The organism is Nonomuraea sp. NPDC050790 (assembly GCF_044456745.1).
GTDB lineage: Bacteria > Actinomycetota > Actinomycetes > Streptosporangiales > Streptosporangiaceae > Nonomuraea.
In genome coordinates this window covers 73,944-90,454 of sequence record NZ_JBITGF010000016.1, presented here as the reverse complement: position 1 = coordinate 90,454, position 16,511 = coordinate 73,944, and the positions used below count along the sequence as shown (strand labels likewise).

Here is a 16,511-nt window from a genome sequence, read left to right as displayed (position 1 = left end):
CGCCATGAACAACCTTTCCCCTGAGGCCGGTCTGCAGCTTTTCGACGTGGCTGGCAGCGGCATCCGGTTCGGCGCTGCTGAGGACGGCCGCCCGTACGCGGTGGCCGCCGACTTCACCAAGGTCATGGGCTACCTGCAGTCCAGCGACGCCACCCGCCTCCTGGAGGACAACGAGAAGGGTCAGCAGATTGTGCTGACCCCTGGCGGCTCGCAGAAGATGAACGTCATCTACGAGGACGGCCTGTGGGAGCTGATCTTCCGCAGTACCCTTCCGGGCGCCAAGGCGATCAAGAAGCGCGTCAAGGAGATCCTTCGGCAGATCCGAGAGACCGGCCGGTACGTGGCCACTCCGGCTGCCGGAGCCCAACTCCACCTCGACCGCGAGATGAAGGACCTCCACCTCTCCAAGGGACGCGCCGAAGTCCTGGCCATCCTCCGGCAGGGCGGCGTCGTCGATGCCGGGTACCTGGACGCCTGCGGGCGCCGCCTGGCGGGTCGCGTCCTTGGCGAGACGCCCGAGTTCGACCCGGTGACGAAGCCGCTCACGGTCAGCATGTACCTGGACGGGAAAAACCTCACCACCGCGGAGATCAAGGCCATCGCGTCCGGCTTCGGCAAGGAGCTCAAGAAGCTCTACATCAGCCTGTACGACGAAGCCCCGCCCGTGATCGACGACCTGGTAGGCCGTCACCTTCGCCCTGTGGCGCAGTACCAGGAGCGACACCGCCCGCTGTTCGACCAGGTCTACAACTCGCTGGCCATCTCCTCCGCGTAACCCACTCGCACAAGCCCGGCGCCCGATCGGCCGCCGGGCGGTCCGCCCTACCCAGGAACCGAACCACGCGAGCGGGGGCTCCATGACCAACAAAGACGCCGAGCAGCCCGGCGACGACATCCTGCTGATCCCGGTCTTCACCATCGAGGTCCGCCCTGACCGGTGGGGATGGCTGCGCTACGCCCAGGCCGAGAAGGCCGCCGCCGGCCGCAGCGCCAGCCTCCGCGAGCCTGCCGCTCTGATGGTTCGCCGGGAGATCTCCGGCTGCGACCAGATGGCGGCCATGGTGCTCGCCTCTGTCCTGTGCAACGCCACGAGCGTCACGATCTACGGGCGCGGCCCCGGGATGGCCCAGCTCACCCGCAGTCTGCGGCAGGCGATCGCCCACGAGCGGGCTTGGCGCAACCCGTCAGGGGCCTCTCGTTGATGGGCATCAAGCTCATCGTCGAGGCGCTGGACCACGCTCCGGCAAGCCTCACACCGCGGGAGCGGTACGCCCTGATCGTCCTCGCCGAGGACGCCCGAGACGAGACCCGTCTGGTGGCGCTGGGCATCGAGGGCAACGAGAGGGTGGTCCGTCGTCTGCGGGCGGGCCGGAGCGAGCGGGCCGCGATCATCAAGGCTCTCGTCGACAAGGGCGCGATCAAGAGCGTCAAGCGCGGCCAGAAGCATCAGCACGCCGAGTACGAGATCTGCCGTCTGGCTCCGGCCACCCCGGAGGACTCCAGCATCCGGGAATCCCAGACGGATTCTCAGCCACCGGAGAACCCGGACGCTGAGAATCCGGGAAACCCGGACCCTGAGGACGACGGACTGTTCTCAGCATCCGGGTTTAGCTCTCCCAGCATCCGGAAAACCCGGACCCCTACCCCTCATACCCCTCACCCCCCTTCTCCTTCGGAGAAGGGGGGTGAGGGGGGAAACAGCAGCGGCTCCAAGTCCCGCCGCAAGCCCGAAACCCCCATCCCCGATGACTTCGCCGTCACCGAGGACATGCGGGCCTGGGCGAAGGAGAAGGGCTACCGGGTCGACCTGGACCACGAGACTGTCCAGTTCATCGAGCACGCCCTTATGCACGACCGTCGCTGCCGAGACTGGCTGGCCGCCTGGCGTAAGTGGATCGACAAGGCCCAGCGCATCCAGGACGAACGCGTGAACGGCGGCACCTTCGCCTCCGGCAGAAGAGCTTCGAGCGCCTCCGGCCACACCAACCTGCCGCCGCGCAACAGCGGTGCCTACAAGCAAGCCTTTAGACGAAAGACCGGATCATGAAAGTTGACCTCACCGACTGGTACGAGGAGCACCGCCGTAAGCGCGTGGCGGACTTCCGTGCCAAGCGGCCCGCCCTGCTTCGCCACGAGGGCAACCTGCACGACGACGTCGCCGGATGGGGCTCCCGCCTGTTCGACAAGACGGCGGGGAACCTCATCCTGATGGGCCCGACCGGCACCTCGAAAACCTGGCACACGTGGGAGGTGATGGAGCGGGCCCTCGCTTACGGCTACGCGGGCACGATCCTGATGCTGTCGCAGGCCGAATGGCAGGAGACCATCGGCCCACCCGCCGACCGGGACATGCTGCGCGCCATGCGCGAGGCGGACGTGCTCGCCCTCGACGACCTGGGCAGCCAGCGGCTGAACGACTGGACCCGAGAACTCCTGCTGCCCGTCATCGACGCCAGGTGGGCCAACGCCCAGCCCACCATGGTCACCTCCAACCTGGCCGACCTCGACGAGCAGTTGGGCGAGCGGATCTCGTCCCGGCTGGCACACCACTGCACCGTCGTGGACCTCGACGGCAAAGACCTGCGGGCCAGCGCGTGACCGACCTCGGCCTCTCCCCCGGCGGGTACGAGGCGTCCGACAAGGTCATCGCCGCCGAGATGGCAGTGGCGGGAGCCGTCGTCCAGTCCCGGCGCGCCCTGGACGAGGCCTCCGACCGGCTATCCGCGGACTCGTTCTACACGGCGGCGGGCGCCGTGTTCGCTGCTGCTGAGGCGCTTCGCGACAAGGGCGACCCGGTGGAGCCGCCCGCGGTGCTCGGCAAGCTTCAGGAGCGAGGCGACCTGGAGCGGGTCGGCGGCGCCCCCTACCTGTTCACGCTGATCGAGCACGCTGCCAGGGACGGCTCGGTCGGCTACTACGCGGGCGTCGTCGCCGACGACTACGACCGGCGCAACCTGTTCCTGGCGTGCACGCGGGCAGGCCAGATGGCGGGCAGCGCCACCTGGGATCCCGCGACCGACATCGACCACATCCGCAAGATGATCGACGCCGCGGCGGTCCGCAGGATCGGCGAGCGCCCCAAGGACGTCTCTCAGGCCATGGTGCGGCTCCTGGACCGGCTGGAGAACCCTCCCGCCCAACTGGATGTCGTTGTCCCGCCGTTCGAGGACCTCGCCCAACTGCTGGGTGGCGGCTTCCGCAGGGGCCAGCTCATCTGCGTCGCGGGACGCCCTGGGCTCGGCAAGAGCGTCCTGGCGACCGACTTCGCCCGCCAGGCCGCGATCGAAGACGGCCGGATGACGATCATGTTTTCGCTGGAGATGTCGGAGGACGAGGTCCTGGAGCGGATCACCGCAGCCGAATCGCAAGTGCCGCTGCACCACATCCGCAGCCTGACCCCGTCCCGGTTCCACCTCGAAGCGGCTTCGAAGGCGGGCGTACGGATCTCCAACGCTCCCCTGATCATCGACGAGACGTCCGGTTGCACGCTTGAACACATCCGCTCACAGCTTCGGTGGCTGTCCCGTGAGACTCCTGCCGAGTTGGTGGTCATCGACTACTTGCAGCTGATGAGGGCGCCCAAGCGCCCGCGCCGTGACCTCGAACTGGGGGCGATCACGAGCGAGCTCAAGGAGATGGCGGGCGAGTTCAAGGTCCCCATCGTGCTGCTCTCCCAGCTGAACAGGGAGTCGCAGAAGCGCAACGACAAGCGGCCTGCCATCGCCGATCTGCGCGACAGCGGCTCGATCGAGTCGGACAGCGACATCGTCATCCTCGTCCACCGCGAGGACGCCTACGAGCGGGAGACACCCCGCGCCGGCGAAGCCGACCTGATGGTGGTCAAGCACCGCGGAGGCCCTCTGGCCGACGTCACAGTGGCCGCCCAGCTCCACTACGGACGGTTCGCCGACATGGGATCGGCTGAGAAGCCGTTCCAGCAGCAGGGCCGCCCCAACCTGCACGTGGTCCCCGGCCACGGTTAACCCCAGAAAGGATCATCATGTCCAACCCAACCCGCGTCACCGACAGAGACATCGCCCTCGTTCGCGAGCGCACCGACCTCCTCACCATCGTCTGGGAGTCAGGCGTCGAACTGGCCGACGCTGGCAACGGCAACAGCAAGGGCCTATGCCCCTTCCACGACGAGAAGAGCCCATCCTTCAACGTCACCCCGGAACGCGGTATGTGGTTCTGCTTCGGCTGCGGAGAAGGCGGCGACGTCATCACTTTCGTGGAGAAGCGCCACAACCTGACATTCAAGGAGGCAATCGAGCGGCTGGCCAAGCACGCCAACATCAGCCTCTCGTACGAGCCGGTCCCGCTTCGGCCCACGAGCTCATGACCAAGACCACCGTATCCGCGCCCGACCGGGAGCACCGCTGCCGCTACCGGCGCCGCAACCAGGAGATGTGCCCGAACCCCGCGCTCGACCAGTCCGAAGATGCCCTGATCTACGTCTGCGTCCGGCACGCAACCCGGGTGCTCGCCCTCGTACGGGAACAGCAGGCGCGGGTGACCAAGACCCACCCAACTCCGACACCGAACAGGAGAACCCAATGACAGAGCGGGTGACCACCGCGAATCTCACCAACTGTGGGGGCGCCGACCATTACCACGTCGTCGCCGTCCAGGACTGGGGCGGCAGGCAGGAGTTCATGCGCGGCGAGCCCGCCCACCTCACTCACGAGGAGGCTGTCCAACTCGTGGTTGACATGGCCGAAGCCGACGCCGCCTACACCGGCCATCACCTGGCTGGCGTCGTCTCGCGGGAACAGTACGAGGCCGTTCAGGAGAAGTTCGGGGACCGCTTCAGTGAGCTGATTTCCACCAACATGTGCCCTGGCTGGAACGGCATCTGGATCATCCCCTGCGGCCAGGACTGCACGTTCGACGAGGTCTTCGCTCTGCCGCCAGAGGAGTGGCCCGGCAAGCCGTACTGGACCCCCAGCTCCGCAAGGGCGACGAGGTGAGCACCAACGCGCAACGGGAGTTGAACCGGCAGCTTCGCGAACTCCGCCGCGAGTGGAAGCGCTGGAAGACCGGGACAGCCCGGGACTGGTGGGGCATCCCTTGGTGCTCCGCAGGGGCGAAGGGACAGTGCGTGAACACCTCATGTGAGGGTTGCGTCACTGTCGCCTACTGTCGCGACCGCGCTGCAGAGATCGCCGCCATCGGAGCGTCGCTCCAGGCACAGCCGACCATGGCTGCCCCTGTTCAGACAGCACTCTTCCCATAGCCATCTAGGCCGGGCCCGCTCACATCGGGCCCGGCCAGTAAGGAGCATCGTATGACCGAGTCCTCTACCCGCCACCCCTGGGACGAGCTGATCGACGCCGGGTACGGCTGGACGGACCAACTGGTCTCCCAATGGGACGGCCAAACCGTATTCGTCACCCGCAACATCTCCAGCCCGGAAGAGCAGAACGAGCAGATGCGCATTGTCCTTCCGGATGGGTCCAAGCTCTACCTCGCCTGCTTCGGCAGTGACCCCGTGATCCGGGCCTTCGACGCCAAGCAAGTCGAGCACCCGTTCCAACTTCCTCCAACGGACGCCATGCGCATCTTCGGCCAATGGATCAAGTCCCTCTATGACCAGGCCACGCTCAAAGAGATCGACACCGACCTCTGATAACCCAGTCAGGAGCTGCATATGACCGACATCCAGCTCGCCGCCCTGGCCGAGCACTACGCCAAGACCGTCCACATCGACTTCACCGTCGGCAGCCGGGTCGACCACCCCTTCGGGCTCGGCGACGAACAGCCCACCATGACCGCAGCCGACATCCAGGACGGCTACATCGCGCTCACCGAGCAGATCCACGAGCACGACGGCAAGACCATCGAGGTGAACGGCTTCGTCGACATCATCCGCGAGGACGGCACCGAGACCATGATCCCCATCGACCGGATCGCGCTCGACGACATCGAATCCGCCCAGGTGTGCCTCGCCGCCCAGTTCCACGCCTTGTACGCCGAATCCCACGCCATCCTGACCACGTTCGCCGGCCTCGACCGGATGAAGAAGCACCTCACCGCACAGGCCGGCGCATGAGCGCCCCCACCGAGCTGACCCTGTTCAGCGGCGGAGCCGACGGCGAGTGCCACCGCTGCCGTGAGGTGTACGAGATCAAGGCGTTCGCGGCCTTTCACGACGACTGCTGGACCTGCCCCACCTGCGCGGGCGCCCTCTCGCCCGGCATGGACGAGATCATCCATGGCCTCGACCGGGTGTACGACGCCGTCACCCTCGACCTGCTCACGCGCAAGGTCCTCATCAAAGACCTCGGGTCAGTGACCTGGGCCCTCCGAAAGCTCGCCGACTTGATCGACGACATCGCAGCGGACCGGGCAGTTCTCCACCTGTCTGTGAAGGTCGTCGACGGCATCGCCCCCCACGAGGATGGCCAGCCCATCGGCATCTCCATCGACCGCGAGATCACACGGAAGGAGATCTCCGCATGACCGCTCTCCAGCCTGACCAGCACTACAGCCTCGACGACTTCCGCCACACCTGGCTCGCAGAAGAGGGCGACGGCTGGCGCGCAGCCATCCTCTGGCTCGCCACCTCACCCACCCGCCACGAAGTCTCCGAGGTCGCCCGCATCCACCGTGACCTCCACGACGGCGGGGTCACCGGATGCGACACCGCCCACTACGACGCCACCCGATACCCCACCTTCCTGGAGTTTCTCCGTGGCTCCCCGCACGAGCGGGAGATCACCGATGGCGGCGCCGAGATGGCAGACCTCAACGCCCGCCAGGGCACCTGGTACCCGGCCTGGCCGAAGGAGTGCTTCACCGTCTCCTTCGACGAGGCGTACCTGCTCGGGTTCGCTGCCGCCTGCAACACCGCGGTGAGGATGCGGTGAACCGGCCCAGGATGAACACTCCGCTGGAGGCGGACATCGTCCGCATGTGCATCGACCTGCTGCGCGCCCGGAACAACGAGGACGAGGTGGGCCAGCGCATCAACGGCATGCTCGCCACCTTCCACCCCACCATGCACGCCGCACTCCTCAAGGTCGTCCTCCGGGTCGTCATCGCACAGTTCCACGCCCCCACCGCCCGGCGGCTGGACCACGAGATCGGCTGGGAGTTCTGCCAAGCCGGCCTCGACCTCCAGGAGGCGTCCACCAACGGGACCTTGGAGGCCGACGGCGACGACTGGCCACACCTGGCCGTCGTACACGACCCGAACGTCCCGCTCTACGGGCCGGGGGAACCGTGACCATCGTCCCGTTCCCGACGCCGCAACCTGTGATCGAACCCTGTCGTCTGTGCAGGTCGCAGGGCCGCACGTTCGACGGCACTCTCCCGATCTTCAAACGGGCGCTACCCGGCGGCTTCCAGGGCTGCCTGATCTGCGACGGCAGCGGACGACCGGACTACATCCTGCTCGGGACCTGAGCCCGTCACCGGGACCTGGACGACCACAACGGTCGTCCAGGTCCACCTGCACAACCAGAACAACCCCCGGGGGACACGTTGAAGGCCAGCTACACCTACGACCACCTGTCCAGCCTCCGCGGCTACCTGCCCGAGCTGGACCGCGCCTTAATCCCGTCCGCCACCCGCCGCCGCTGGAACCAGCGCGACATGTCCCCCGAACAGCGCGCCAGCCTCGACGCCCAGGCCGTAGCCGAACGCGAGGCGAAAGAGCGCAACCTCACCCTCGGGCTGAAAGCCCTCGGCAACGCGCCGGCACCGATCAACCTCCACGCCCTCGACGTCCGCGACAGCATCGCCATCGGCATCGCCGAGCTCGAAGGGGCGGTCTGCGACGTCCTCGGGCTCACCCCGAACAGCCGCTCCACCACCGTCGAACGGATCCGCCGGCTCATCGACCTCCTCGACCGGATCGCCCACCACGACGACCTCGCCCAGCACGTCCACAACGAGACCGCCCGCCTCCGCCAAGCCGCACGCGTAGCCGTAGGAGACCAAGAACCCGTCGTCCGCCTCTCGGCCCGCTGCGTCATCTGCAACTCCGTCAGCCTCCGCGCCTTCCCAGAACGCGGCACCATCGCCTGCGCCAACCCCACCTGCCGGTGCGACGCCGAAGGCTGCCCCTGTTCCTGGGACGAACCCAAACGCCACATCTGGCCGTTCGAGCAGTGGCCCTGGCTCGCCGACGTCCTCGCCGAAGGGATCGGAGTCACCGCGTGAACCTGGACGACCTGTATACAGCGGAGGAAGCCGCCGCCGAAGTTGGTGTCGAACGCCAGACCATCTACGTCTGGGTGTCGCGAGGTGTACTCAAGCCCGTCCCCGGCGTGAAGCGCCGCCGTTCCAACCTGTTCCGCCTCGAAGATGTGTTCACTGCCGAAAAGAACCGCGACCACAAGCATCGCAGGAGGTCAACAGGTGCTAATCTCGGACTGAGAGATCAAACCGACAGCGGATGAGCTATGCCTAAGCCCGGTCACGCCGGGCTTTTCGCGTCTCTAAGCTCGCGCCAGGACGGACTCAGATCGGACGCGTTAGATCAAGATCAGCTTCCCAACGTGGAAGGTCTCACGCTGCTCGCGCAATCTCCAATCTCGCCAGCGAATCTCGACACTTGTGCGATCTGGGGCGCCGCCTGAGCTGGGATCCCACAGCAAGGGGAACGACTGTCCAGCGTGAATACGCGCGATTTGATCCCACTCCTGGGTCGGCTCAAGGGACGCGGCCTTTACCTTCCGCGCAGCGCCCGGCCCGTGATTGACGAGGATCACCCGCCATGAGTAGCCCTCGCGGGTTCCGTACAAGCACTCGTAGCGCACCTCGAAGTTTGCCTTTCGGCGCTGCAACAACGGCCGTAGCAGCGCCCACAGGCTCAATAAGAGGGCTACGCCAGCAACTATGTCGCCTACATCGAACTCGGCCTTGAAGTTCAGCATGGCCACAGGCATACAGCCACCTTCGCCTGGCTGTCGCAGAGTATGCCGAACCGACATCCCGGTGGCACCGCAACGGGTGAGGTCTCATGTCCCACAACAGACTGACCGTCTGCTCATGCACCGGATGCACAGGGTGTGGAAGGCGCTGCCCCACCATCACCAACGGCGGACGATGCGACGCCTGCGACCGCACAGCAGACCGAGCACGAGGCACAGCAGCCCAACGCGGGTACGGCTCACGCCACCGCCGACGCTTCAGGGACAAGGTCCTCGCTCGCGACCCCGTGTGCACCATCCCCGAGTGCACCTTGCCCAGCACCGACGCAGACCACTACCCCCTCGACCGAAGAGAACTCGAACGTCGAGGCCTCGACCCCAACGACCCACGCCATGGACGTGGTCTCTGCGGACATCACCACAAGGTCGAGACCAGCAAGCACCAGCCCGGTGGATGGGCAGCACGGTAATCCCCGCACGATCACGAAGCGAACGCAAGCCACTGCATTTCCGCAGCTCTCAGTGTTGCGCGTCTCCGCAGGCCAGAGGGGTGGGGAGATGTCCCCTAATGTCCGATTCTGGGAGACCGTGGTGGCGGCAGATTTTCGTGCGTACGGATCCCTCGGACTGTGAGTGACCTTCCGTGACCGCCCGCAAGGGGTGGTTGCCCCGCAACGGGATGAGGTTGAGCGATGCCCCCGACTCCGAAGCCGGCGCACATGCGCCAGCGCCGAAACAAGGCGGCCACGAGCGCGAAGCTGCAGGCCGACCCGAAGATGAAGGCCCCCGAGCTGCCCGAACGTGACTGGCACGTCATGACGCTCGCCTGGTGGGCGGATGTGTGGGCGTCGCCGATGGCGCCGGAGTTCGACGCTTCCGACCGGCACGGTCTGTTCGTGCTGGCTGTGCTCATCGACGAGTTCTGGGTGCGCCCGAGCAAGGACCTCGCTGGGGAGATCCGGCTGCAGCGCCAGTCATTCGGCTTGTCGCCGATTGACCGCCGGCGGTTGCAGTGGGAGATCGAGCGCGGGGACGAGGCGAACGAGCGGACCCGGAAGCGGCGCGCGAAGCCGGCTGCGAAGGAGCAGGAGACTTCTGCGGATCCGAGGTCGATTCTGCACGCGGTGTAGGCGATGGGGCTGCTGATTGTCCCGGGCCAGGATGAGGAGCCGTGGCCGACGCTCGGCCCTCAGGTGTGTGATCTGCTCGAAGAACGGGCCGTGCACGGGCCTGGGGACCTTCGCGGTAAGCCGTACCGGTTGGACGCGGAGAAGCGGGCTCTGATCTACCGCTGGTATGAGGTGTACCCGCAGAAGCATCCGCGTGCGGGGAAGCGCCGGTTCAAGCGGGTCGGTTTGTCGGTGCGGAAGGGCACCGCGAAGACCGAACTTGCGGCTGCGGTAGCGTTCGCGGAGTTGCACCCTGAGGGGCCGGTCCGCTGTGACGGGTTCGACGCCCGCGGTGAGCCGGTCGGGGTGCCGGTGATTGACCCGTACATCCCGATGGTGGCCTACACCGAGGAGCAGACCGAGGACCTCGCCTATGCCGCCCTGCTGGTGATGGTGCTTGAGGGTGAGGACGTCGATCTGTTCGACGCCGGCCTGGAGCGCATCATGCGTGCGGGCGGCGACGGCAAGGCGGTCGCGCTCGCCGCGGCGCCGGATTCGCGCGATGGCGCCCGGACGACGTTCCAGCACTTCGACGAGACGCACCGCTTCATCCTGCCGAGGCTGAAGCAGGCGCATCAGACGATGCTGGCCAACGTCCCCAAGCGCATGCTCGCGGACCCGTGGTCGTTGGAGACGACGACGACGTACACGCCGGGGGAGGGCTCGGTGGCCGAGGGCACGCACGAGTACGCCGAACTGGTCGACCGAGGCAAGGCCCAGGACCGGACGCTGTTCTTCTTCCATCGCGAGGCGACGCCGGTCCCGGATGAGGACCTGTCGGACCCGGAGACGATCCGGGCTGCGGTGGCCGAGGCGTCGGGGCCTTCGATCGCGGGCTGGCCTGACTTCGAGGGCCAGGTCGACGCGATCGTGTCGCTGTACAACCAGCCCGACACGGACAAGTCGTACTGGGAGCGGGTGTGGCTGAACCGGCGGGTCCAGTCGGGGCAGCAGGCGTTCGACGCGGCGCGCTGGGCCGAGCTGGCGCGACCGGAGACGGTGATCCCGGATGGCGAGCTGATCGTGGTGGGGTTCGACGGTGCGCAGTTTCACGACGCCACCGGGCTGGTCGCCACGGACGTGGTGACGGGCTTTCAGTGGCCGCTGGGGATCTGGGAGTGCCCGCCGGGGGCGAAGGACTGGGAATGCCCCGAGCACGAGGTCTCTGCCGTCTTGGACGAGGCCATGAAGCGCTGGCAGGTGTGGCGGGTGTACGCCGATCCGCCGTACTGGGACGGCACGATCAACGCCTGGCGCGGCAAGTACGGCGCCAAGGTCGTGATCGAGTGGTGGACGAACCGGCGGGTGCAGATCGCCTACGCGCTGCGCGCCTACTCCGGCGCGATGACGGCCGGCGAGGTCACCAACGACGGCGACCCGGTCATGGCTCAGCACCTCGGCAACGCGCGCAAGCACCACTTGAAGCAGATGGACGAGCTTGGTCAGCCGCTGTGGATGATCCGCAAGGAGCGGCCGGACTCGCCGAAGAAGATCGACGGCAGCATGGCGGGCTGCCTGTCCTGGGAAGCGCGCTGCGACGCGGTCGCGGCCGGCGCCCGGAAGCGGAACCGATCCTCCAAGGTGATCGTCATGAGATGAGGTGGCCTGCCCATGGATCGCACGGACCTGGAGTGGCTGAAGCACCTCATCGCCAGCCACGACAAGAAGCTGGACGACCTGCGCCGGTGGGACGCCTACTACGAGGGCGAGCAGCCGCTGTCGTACATGGCGCCGGAGCTGATTCAGGAGCTGGACGAGCGGGTCCGCCAGGTCGTCGTCGAGTGGCCGCGCCTGGTAGTGGACTCCGTGGAGGAGCGCCTCGATGTGGAGGGGTTCCGGTACGGCAGCCAGGCCGATGCCGACGACGAGCTGTGGCGCATCTGGCAGGCCAACGACATGGACGAGCAGTCCCAGCAAGGGCACGTGGATGCGCTGGTGATGCGGCGCGCGTACGCGATTGTCGGCTCCAATGAGGACGACGAGCGCACGCCGATCATCACCGTGGAGTCGCCTCTGGAGGTGTACGCGGAGCGTGACCCGCGCACTCGCAAGGTGCGGGCCGCAGTCAAGCGGTGGACTGAGGAAGGCGATCACGGCGAGAAGGCCGAGCACGCCACCCTCTACCTGCCCGAGGCGAACGTGTGGTGGGTGAAGGTTAAGGGCGAGTGGATCGAGGATCCTGAGGTTCCGCGCGATGACCACGAGCTGGGCGAGGTGCTGGTCGAGCCGATCGTCAACCGGCCTCGGACCAAACGGCCGGACGGGGTCAGCGAGCTGAAGCCTGTCGTCCCGGTCTCGGATGCGGCCTGCAAGCTAGCCACCGACATGATGATCAGCGCGGAGTTCCACGCCGTACCGAGGCGCTACGCGATCGGCGTGGACGAAACCGACTTCCAGGACGAGCAGGGGCGGCCGGTCTCTGCGTTGAAGCGGATCATCGGTCGTATCTGGGCCATCCCGAAGCACAAGAGCGAGGACGGGGTCGAGGTCGGCCAGTTCCCCGAGGCGAATCTGTCCAACTTCCACGAGACGCTGAAGCTGCTGGCAATGCTGGTCGCCTCGCTGGCCGGCCTGCCGTCACGGTTCCTGGGCCACGCCACCGACAACCCGGCGAGCGCGGATGCGATCCGGTCGGATGAGTCCAGGTTGGTGAAGCGGGCCGAACGCAAGCAGCGCTCGTTCGGCGGAAGCTGGGAGCGCGTCATGCGCCTGGTGCTCCTCGTGCGTGACGGCAGTGTCCCGGACAACGCGATGAGCTTGGAAACGCTGTGGCGCGATGCCTCCACGCCGACAGACGCGGAGAAGGCCGACGCCGCGGTGAAGCTGTTCACGGCGAAGATCGTGCCCCTCCACCAGACGCGCGAGGACCTGGGCTACACCCAGGTCCAGATTGAGCGCATGGAAGCCGAGGACGAGAAGGTCGCGTCGTCGGCGTTCGAGCGAGTGATGGCCGGCGACCTGGCCGCGCTCACCGGGCCCAAGCCGCCGCGCGACCCTGCCGAGCCCGAACCTGAGCCGGAGCCGGTGGGCTGATGTCGGTCGAGCAGGTCGCCCAGGCCCACTACACGGCTCAGCAGACGCTCTCCCGGGAGACCGTGGAGCAGGCGCAGACGCTGTGGGAGCAGGTGGAGCCGGCGGCGGTGCTCGCCTCCTGGCTGGCCGTCCTTGAGGCCGTAGTCGCCCTGTTGAGCGCGGGGAAGCTGGCCGCCGCCGCGCTCGCTCAGCCGTACCTGAACGCGGTCTCCTGGCAGCAGGGCGCCCCGCCGCGCTTCGACGGCACTGTCAACCCGCCCGGATTCGCCCAGACGGCGTCCAACGGGCGGAGTCTGCCGTCGCTGCTGATGATCCCCGCGCTACGCACGATGGGCCTCATGGCGCGCGGCGCCGATGACGTGATGGCGTTGCGGTCCGGACTGGCGTCGCTGACCCGGATCATCGACACCGAGATCGCCGACACGTCGCGTACGGCCGACCAGGTGGGCATCACCGCCAACCGGCACTGGGTCATGTGCGTCCGGCACGTGACGCTGCCGGCCTGCGGGCGGTGCATCATCCTCGCGGGCAGAACGTTCCCCTACTCGACGGGGTTTCGCCGGCATCCGCGCTGCGACTGCACGATGGTTCCGCACCGGGAGGGCGACGACCCGCCGCCGTCACCCTCGACGTTGTTCGAGCAGATGACCCCGGCCGAGCAGGAGCGCGCCTTCACCGTGGCCGGAGCCGAGGCGATCCGGCTGGGCTCCGACCCCGGCCAGGTCGTGTCCGCGCGGCGCGGCATGCAGACGGCCGCGGGCGGCAAGCGCATCACGACCGAGGGCACCACCGTGCGCGGTGTCGCCGGTCGGCGGATGGGCGACTTCGTCAAGACGCGCGGCGAGCGCTACCGCCGCTCAGCGAAGATCCGGCCCACGCCCGAGCAGATCCTGGCCGACTCCGCAGGCGATCGTGACATGGCGATCGACCTGCTGCGCCGGTACGGCTACCTCACCTGAACCTCCCCGCGCCGCAAGGGCGTGAGGCCCGACTCCTGCAACGGGAGACCCATGGAAACCCACCGATGGCTGTTCGACCTCGCCCGCCACGACGACCCGCCGGACGACCCGGTCAACCCGGATCCCGACGACGGGCCAGACGATGATGAGGGCGCCGACCAACTCGGCGACAAGGGCAAGCAGGCCCTGGAGCGGATGAAGGCCGACCGCGCCAAGGCCCGGCGTGAGGCCAACGACGCTAAGAAGCGCGCCGACGAGCTCGCGGCGAAGGTCGCCGAGGTCGAGAACCGCGACAAGTCCGAGACCGAGAGGGCCGCCCAGCGGGCGGAGAAGGCCGAGCAGCGTGCGCAGGCCGCCACCCAGCGGGCGGTCAAGTCCGAGGTGAAGGCCCTCGCCAGCGAGGCCTTCGCGGACCCGGAGGACGCGCACGCCTTCCTCGACCTCACCACCTACACGGGTGAGGACGGCGACATCGACGCCGACGCCATCAAGGCCGACCTGGCCGACCTGCTGGAGCGCAAGCCGCATCTGCGCAAGTCCACCGAGCCGGTGAAGAAGACTCCCCGCCCGGACCCGTCGCAGGGCTCCCGCAAGGAGCCGGGCCCGGTCGACTACCGCACCGCCGACAAGGCCGCCTTCGACGCGGAGATGGCCAAGCTGGGCGTGCGTCCCTGGTGATCCGCATCCGCGCCCATCTCGGGCCGGGACATACCTCGATCGAGGTGGACGGGCACGAGGGCCACGCCGAACAGGGCCGCGTGTGCGCCGCGGTGTCGGCCATCGCACAGACCGCGCTGCTCGGGCTACAGGAGATCGCCCGGCAGCATCCGGACCTCGTGTCCATTCAGATCACTGAGGAGTGACATGCTCACCTCGACCGCCCGTTGGGCGTTCCAGCTCGACCGCCACGACGTGCGGTCGACCGTCCCCGCCGCGATCCGCGCCATGCTGCAGAACGGCCTGCTCGACCGGGCGTTCCAGGAGGCGCTTCGGCCGGAGTTCCTGTTCCCCGCCATCGCCGACGCCTCCCCGTGGTCGGGCGGGCTGGGCGACACCAAGACCATGACCCGCAAGGGCCTGCTCGCACCCGTCACCACCGCGATCACCGGCTCCGACCCGTCCGCGGCGACGTACAGCATCGAGCAGTGGTCCGTCACGATGGACCAGTACGCCAACAGCGTCGACACCAACATGCTCGTCAGCGCGCACGCGCTGGCCAGCAAGTACGTCGCCGACGTGCAGACGCTCGGCATCAACGCCGGCCAGTCCATCAACCAGGTGTGCCGCAACAAGCTCTACTCGGCTTACGCGGGCGGCCGTACCTGGGCCACCGCCGCGGCCACCACCGACACTTCGATCGTCGTGCAGTCGGTGAACGGGTTCACGCACGTGCTGGTCAACGGCGTCCCCACGCCGGTCAGCCCGACCAACCCGCTGAACGTCACCATCGAGGGCGTCGCCAACACCGTCACCGGCGTCAACACCGGCACGAACACGCTGACGCTCGGCACGACCCGCGTGGACGTCGTCGGCGACTACGTGGTGGCCTCCCACGCCCCGGTCACCATCCGGCCGACCGGCGACACCGCCTACGACCTGTCCACGTCCAACGTGGTCACCTTCGCCCAGTTCCGGGCGGCGGTCACGCGGCTGCGCAAGATGAACGTGCCGACGGTCGGCGGCTACTACGTGGCCCACATCGACCCCGACACCGAGTCGCAGCTCTTCTCCGACAGCGACTTCAAGCAGGCCCTGCAGGGCCGCGTCGACTCGCCGATCTACCGGGACCTGTCGATCGGCCGGTTCGGCGGCATCGACTGGGTGCGAAACAACGAGACCCAGACCATCCTGGGCGGCTCGGCGGGGAACGTGGTCGTGCACCGGCCCATCGTCATGGGCGCCGGCGCGCTCATCGCCGCGCCGTTCTCCGAGATGGGCAGCCTGCTGAGCGAGACCGGCGTCGAGGACGTTCCGGAGATCTCGATGGTCAACGTCGCCCCCGGGGTGGATGTGGCGCTGATCGTGCGCCCGCCGTCCGACCGGCTGCAGCAGAACCTGTCCACCACCTGGTCGTGGGTGGGTGACTTCGGTGTCCCGTCGGACTCGCTGGCCAACTCCGACGCGGCGCTGTTCAAGCGGGCCGTCGTCATCGAACACGGCTAGGAGGCGTGATGCGCATCAGGGCACGCGAACCCCTCCAGGTGTACTGGAACTACCAGGTCCACCACCTGGCCGAGGACGAGGTGGTCAAGGGTGGCCTGGCCGAGCATCTGGCCGACGACCCGCGCGTGGAGGTCCTCGACGGCACCGAGGCGACTGGCGGGACGATCGCCGAGATCCTCGCCTGGGTCGGCGACGACACCGATCGGGCCGCCCAGGCGCGCGAGGCCGAAGCCGGCCGGGAAAAGTCACGCTCGACGCTGCTGGCCAAGCTCGACGAGATCATCAACGCCGATTGATGGGAGGCCGCC

The 16,511-nt window shown here is 67.7% G+C and carries 25 protein-coding genes; 24 read left to right on the top strand and 1 reads right to left on the bottom strand.

All coding sequences use genetic code 11. From position 1 onward, the window contains the following. Window positions 1-4: 4 nt before the first annotated feature. The 16 genes from ACIBEJ_RS48830 (at window position 5) to ACIBEJ_RS48755 (ending at window position 8,405) form a co-directional block, all read left to right on the top strand. Complete coding sequence (locus ACIBEJ_RS48830) at window positions 5-775, top strand: Bro-N domain-containing protein (protein ID WP_397189874.1); 771 nt, start codon at window positions 5-7, stop codon at window positions 773-775. A gap of 82 nt (window positions 776-857) precedes the next feature. Then, a complete protein-coding gene (locus tag ACIBEJ_RS48825; RefSeq protein ID WP_397189873.1) occupies window positions 858-1,202 on the top strand; it encodes a hypothetical protein in 345 nt (114 codons plus the stop codon). Then, complete coding sequence (locus tag ACIBEJ_RS48820) at window positions 1,202-2,047, top strand: hypothetical protein (protein WP_397189872.1); 846 nt, start codon at window positions 1,202-1,204, stop codon at window positions 2,045-2,047. Before ACIBEJ_RS48825 ends, ACIBEJ_RS48820 begins: the two co-directional genes overlap by 1 nt. Beyond that, on the top strand, window positions 2,044-2,598 hold the full coding sequence (locus ACIBEJ_RS48815; protein WP_397189871.1) for an ATP-binding protein: 555 nt from the start codon (window positions 2,044-2,046) through the stop codon (window positions 2,596-2,598). Before ACIBEJ_RS48820 ends, ACIBEJ_RS48815 begins: the two co-directional genes overlap by 4 nt. Then, window positions 2,595-3,983, top strand: a complete 1,389-nt coding sequence (locus ACIBEJ_RS48810) for a replicative DNA helicase (RefSeq protein WP_397189870.1) — start codon at window positions 2,595-2,597, stop codon at window positions 3,981-3,983. The genes ACIBEJ_RS48815 and ACIBEJ_RS48810 overlap by 4 nt, the downstream gene beginning before the upstream one ends. A 17-nt stretch (window positions 3,984-4,000) precedes the next feature. Next, entirely contained in the window at window positions 4,001-4,342 is a 342-nt protein-coding gene (locus tag ACIBEJ_RS48805; protein WP_397189869.1) for a CHC2 zinc finger domain-containing protein, read from the top strand. Beyond that, window positions 4,339-4,560, top strand: a complete 222-nt coding sequence (locus ACIBEJ_RS48800; protein ID WP_397189868.1) for a hypothetical protein — start codon at window positions 4,339-4,341, stop codon at window positions 4,558-4,560. Before ACIBEJ_RS48805 ends, ACIBEJ_RS48800 begins: the two co-directional genes overlap by 4 nt. Continuing rightward, complete coding sequence (locus tag ACIBEJ_RS48795; RefSeq protein WP_397189867.1) at window positions 4,557-4,970, top strand: hypothetical protein; 414 nt, start codon at window positions 4,557-4,559, stop codon at window positions 4,968-4,970. The genes ACIBEJ_RS48800 and ACIBEJ_RS48795 overlap by 4 nt, the downstream gene beginning before the upstream one ends. 317 nt (window positions 4,971-5,287) lie before the next feature. Then, window positions 5,288-5,629 carry a hypothetical protein gene (locus ACIBEJ_RS48790; protein ID WP_397189866.1) on the top strand — a complete coding sequence of 114 codons (342 nt, stop codon included), beginning with the start codon at window positions 5,288-5,290 and terminating at the stop codon, window positions 5,627-5,629. 21 nt (window positions 5,630-5,650) lie between these two features. Further along, a complete protein-coding gene (locus ACIBEJ_RS48785; protein WP_397189865.1) occupies window positions 5,651-6,052 on the top strand; it encodes a hypothetical protein in 402 nt (133 codons plus the stop codon). Next, window positions 6,049-6,462, top strand: a complete 414-nt coding sequence (locus tag ACIBEJ_RS48780; RefSeq protein WP_397189864.1) for a hypothetical protein — start codon at window positions 6,049-6,051, stop codon at window positions 6,460-6,462. The genes ACIBEJ_RS48785 and ACIBEJ_RS48780 overlap by 4 nt, the downstream gene beginning before the upstream one ends. Continuing rightward, a complete protein-coding gene (locus ACIBEJ_RS48775; protein WP_397189863.1) occupies window positions 6,459-6,869 on the top strand; it encodes a hypothetical protein in 411 nt (136 codons plus the stop codon). Before ACIBEJ_RS48780 ends, ACIBEJ_RS48775 begins: the two co-directional genes overlap by 4 nt. 11 nt (window positions 6,870-6,880) lie before the next feature. Continuing rightward, complete coding sequence (locus tag ACIBEJ_RS48770; protein WP_397189862.1) at window positions 6,881-7,228, top strand: hypothetical protein; 348 nt, start codon at window positions 6,881-6,883, stop codon at window positions 7,226-7,228. A gap of 29 nt (window positions 7,229-7,257) precedes the next feature. Beyond that, the gene (locus ACIBEJ_RS48765) at window positions 7,258-7,407 is read left to right on the top strand and encodes a hypothetical protein (RefSeq protein WP_397189861.1); all 150 of its coding nucleotides are present in this window, start codon (window positions 7,258-7,260) and stop codon (window positions 7,405-7,407) included. 78 nt (window positions 7,408-7,485) lie between these two features. Continuing rightward, a complete protein-coding gene (locus ACIBEJ_RS48760; protein WP_397189860.1) occupies window positions 7,486-8,166 on the top strand; it encodes a hypothetical protein in 681 nt (226 codons plus the stop codon). Beyond that, window positions 8,163-8,405 carry a helix-turn-helix domain-containing protein gene (locus ACIBEJ_RS48755; RefSeq protein ID WP_397189859.1) on the top strand — a complete coding sequence of 81 codons (243 nt, stop codon included), beginning with the start codon at window positions 8,163-8,165 and terminating at the stop codon, window positions 8,403-8,405. Before ACIBEJ_RS48760 ends, ACIBEJ_RS48755 begins: the two co-directional genes overlap by 4 nt. Window positions 8,406-8,480: 75 nt before the next feature. Here ACIBEJ_RS48755 and ACIBEJ_RS48750 read toward each other — a convergent pair whose 3' ends face one another. Next, complete coding sequence (locus ACIBEJ_RS48750; protein WP_397189858.1) at window positions 8,481-8,882, bottom strand: hypothetical protein; 402 nt, start codon at window positions 8,880-8,882, stop codon at window positions 8,481-8,483. Window positions 8,883-9,598: 716 nt separating this feature from the next. Here ACIBEJ_RS48750 and ACIBEJ_RS48745 point away from each other — a divergent pair. The 8 genes from ACIBEJ_RS48745 (at window position 9,599) to ACIBEJ_RS48710 (ending at window position 16,499) form a co-directional block, all read left to right on the top strand. Beyond that, on the top strand, window positions 9,599-10,009 hold the full coding sequence (locus tag ACIBEJ_RS48745) for a hypothetical protein (protein ID WP_397189857.1): 411 nt from the start codon (window positions 9,599-9,601) through the stop codon (window positions 10,007-10,009). A 129-nt stretch (window positions 10,010-10,138) separates the two neighbouring features. Then, window positions 10,139-11,647, top strand: coding sequence for a hypothetical protein (locus ACIBEJ_RS48740; RefSeq protein ID WP_397189856.1), 1,509 nt, complete (start codon window positions 10,139-10,141; stop codon window positions 11,645-11,647). 12 nt (window positions 11,648-11,659) lie between these two features. Beyond that, the gene (locus ACIBEJ_RS48735; RefSeq protein ID WP_397189855.1) at window positions 11,660-13,081 is read left to right on the top strand and encodes a phage portal protein; all 1,422 of its coding nucleotides are present in this window, start codon (window positions 11,660-11,662) and stop codon (window positions 13,079-13,081) included. Then, window positions 13,081-14,040: a hypothetical protein gene (locus ACIBEJ_RS48730; RefSeq protein WP_397189854.1), complete on the top strand. Its 960-nt coding sequence runs from the start codon at window positions 13,081-13,083 to the stop codon at window positions 14,038-14,040. Before ACIBEJ_RS48735 ends, ACIBEJ_RS48730 begins: the two co-directional genes overlap by 1 nt. 51 nt (window positions 14,041-14,091) lie before the next feature. Further along, on the top strand, window positions 14,092-14,718 hold the full coding sequence (locus ACIBEJ_RS48725; protein WP_397189853.1) for a hypothetical protein: 627 nt from the start codon (window positions 14,092-14,094) through the stop codon (window positions 14,716-14,718). Then, the gene (locus ACIBEJ_RS48720) at window positions 14,715-14,903 is read left to right on the top strand and encodes a ribosomal-processing cysteine protease Prp (RefSeq protein WP_350802527.1); all 189 of its coding nucleotides are present in this window, start codon (window positions 14,715-14,717) and stop codon (window positions 14,901-14,903) included. Before ACIBEJ_RS48725 ends, ACIBEJ_RS48720 begins: the two co-directional genes overlap by 4 nt. Before the next feature lies 1 nt (window position 14,904). After that, complete coding sequence (locus ACIBEJ_RS48715; RefSeq protein WP_397189852.1) at window positions 14,905-16,203, top strand: hypothetical protein; 1,299 nt, start codon at window positions 14,905-14,907, stop codon at window positions 16,201-16,203. An 8-nt stretch (window positions 16,204-16,211) separates the two neighbouring features. Next, window positions 16,212-16,499, top strand: coding sequence for a hypothetical protein (locus ACIBEJ_RS48710; protein ID WP_397189851.1), 288 nt, complete (start codon window positions 16,212-16,214; stop codon window positions 16,497-16,499). The last annotated feature ends 12 nt before the right edge of the window (window positions 16,500-16,511 follow it).

What these genes read in the sequence shown, in the direction of transcription:
- ACIBEJ_RS48735 (WP_397189855.1), top strand. Translation starts at nt 11,660, where the DNA reads ATGGATCGCACGGACCTGGAGTGGCTGAAGCACCTCATCGCCAGCCAC.
- ACIBEJ_RS48800 (WP_397189868.1), top strand. Translation starts at nt 4,339, where the DNA reads ATGACCAAGACCACCGTATCCGCGCCCGACCGGGAGCACCGCTGCCGC.
- ACIBEJ_RS48770 (WP_397189862.1), top strand. Translation starts at nt 6,881, where the DNA reads ATGAACACTCCGCTGGAGGCGGACATCGTCCGCATGTGCATCGACCTG.
- ACIBEJ_RS48750 (WP_397189858.1), bottom strand. Translation starts at nt 8,882, where the DNA reads ATGCTGAACTTCAAGGCCGAGTTCGATGTAGGCGACATAGTTGCTGGC.
- ACIBEJ_RS48820 (WP_397189872.1), top strand. Translation starts at nt 1,202, where the DNA reads ATGGGCATCAAGCTCATCGTCGAGGCGCTGGACCACGCTCCGGCAAGC.
- ACIBEJ_RS48785 (WP_397189865.1), top strand. Translation starts at nt 5,651, where the DNA reads ATGACCGACATCCAGCTCGCCGCCCTGGCCGAGCACTACGCCAAGACC.
- ACIBEJ_RS48795 (WP_397189867.1), top strand. Translation starts at nt 4,557, where the DNA reads ATGACAGAGCGGGTGACCACCGCGAATCTCACCAACTGTGGGGGCGCC.
- ACIBEJ_RS48830 (WP_397189874.1), top strand. Translation starts at nt 5, where the DNA reads ATGAACAACCTTTCCCCTGAGGCCGGTCTGCAGCTTTTCGACGTGGCT.
- ACIBEJ_RS48780 (WP_397189864.1), top strand. Translation starts at nt 6,049, where the DNA reads ATGAGCGCCCCCACCGAGCTGACCCTGTTCAGCGGCGGAGCCGACGGC.
- ACIBEJ_RS48725 (WP_397189853.1), top strand. Translation starts at nt 14,092, where the DNA reads ATGGAAACCCACCGATGGCTGTTCGACCTCGCCCGCCACGACGACCCG.
- ACIBEJ_RS48710 (WP_397189851.1), top strand. Translation starts at nt 16,212, where the DNA reads ATGCGCATCAGGGCACGCGAACCCCTCCAGGTGTACTGGAACTACCAG.
- ACIBEJ_RS48815 (WP_397189871.1), top strand. Translation starts at nt 2,044, where the DNA reads ATGAAAGTTGACCTCACCGACTGGTACGAGGAGCACCGCCGTAAGCGC.
- ACIBEJ_RS48825 (WP_397189873.1), top strand. Translation starts at nt 858, where the DNA reads ATGACCAACAAAGACGCCGAGCAGCCCGGCGACGACATCCTGCTGATC.
- ACIBEJ_RS48730 (WP_397189854.1), top strand. Translation starts at nt 13,081, where the DNA reads ATGTCGGTCGAGCAGGTCGCCCAGGCCCACTACACGGCTCAGCAGACG.
- ACIBEJ_RS48775 (WP_397189863.1), top strand. Translation starts at nt 6,459, where the DNA reads ATGACCGCTCTCCAGCCTGACCAGCACTACAGCCTCGACGACTTCCGC.
- ACIBEJ_RS48715 (WP_397189852.1), top strand. Translation starts at nt 14,905, where the DNA reads ATGCTCACCTCGACCGCCCGTTGGGCGTTCCAGCTCGACCGCCACGAC.
- ACIBEJ_RS48745 (WP_397189857.1), top strand. Translation starts at nt 9,599, where the DNA reads ATGCGCCAGCGCCGAAACAAGGCGGCCACGAGCGCGAAGCTGCAGGCC.
- ACIBEJ_RS48790 (WP_397189866.1), top strand. Translation starts at nt 5,288, where the DNA reads ATGACCGAGTCCTCTACCCGCCACCCCTGGGACGAGCTGATCGACGCC.
- ACIBEJ_RS48805 (WP_397189869.1), top strand. Translation starts at nt 4,001, where the DNA reads ATGTCCAACCCAACCCGCGTCACCGACAGAGACATCGCCCTCGTTCGC.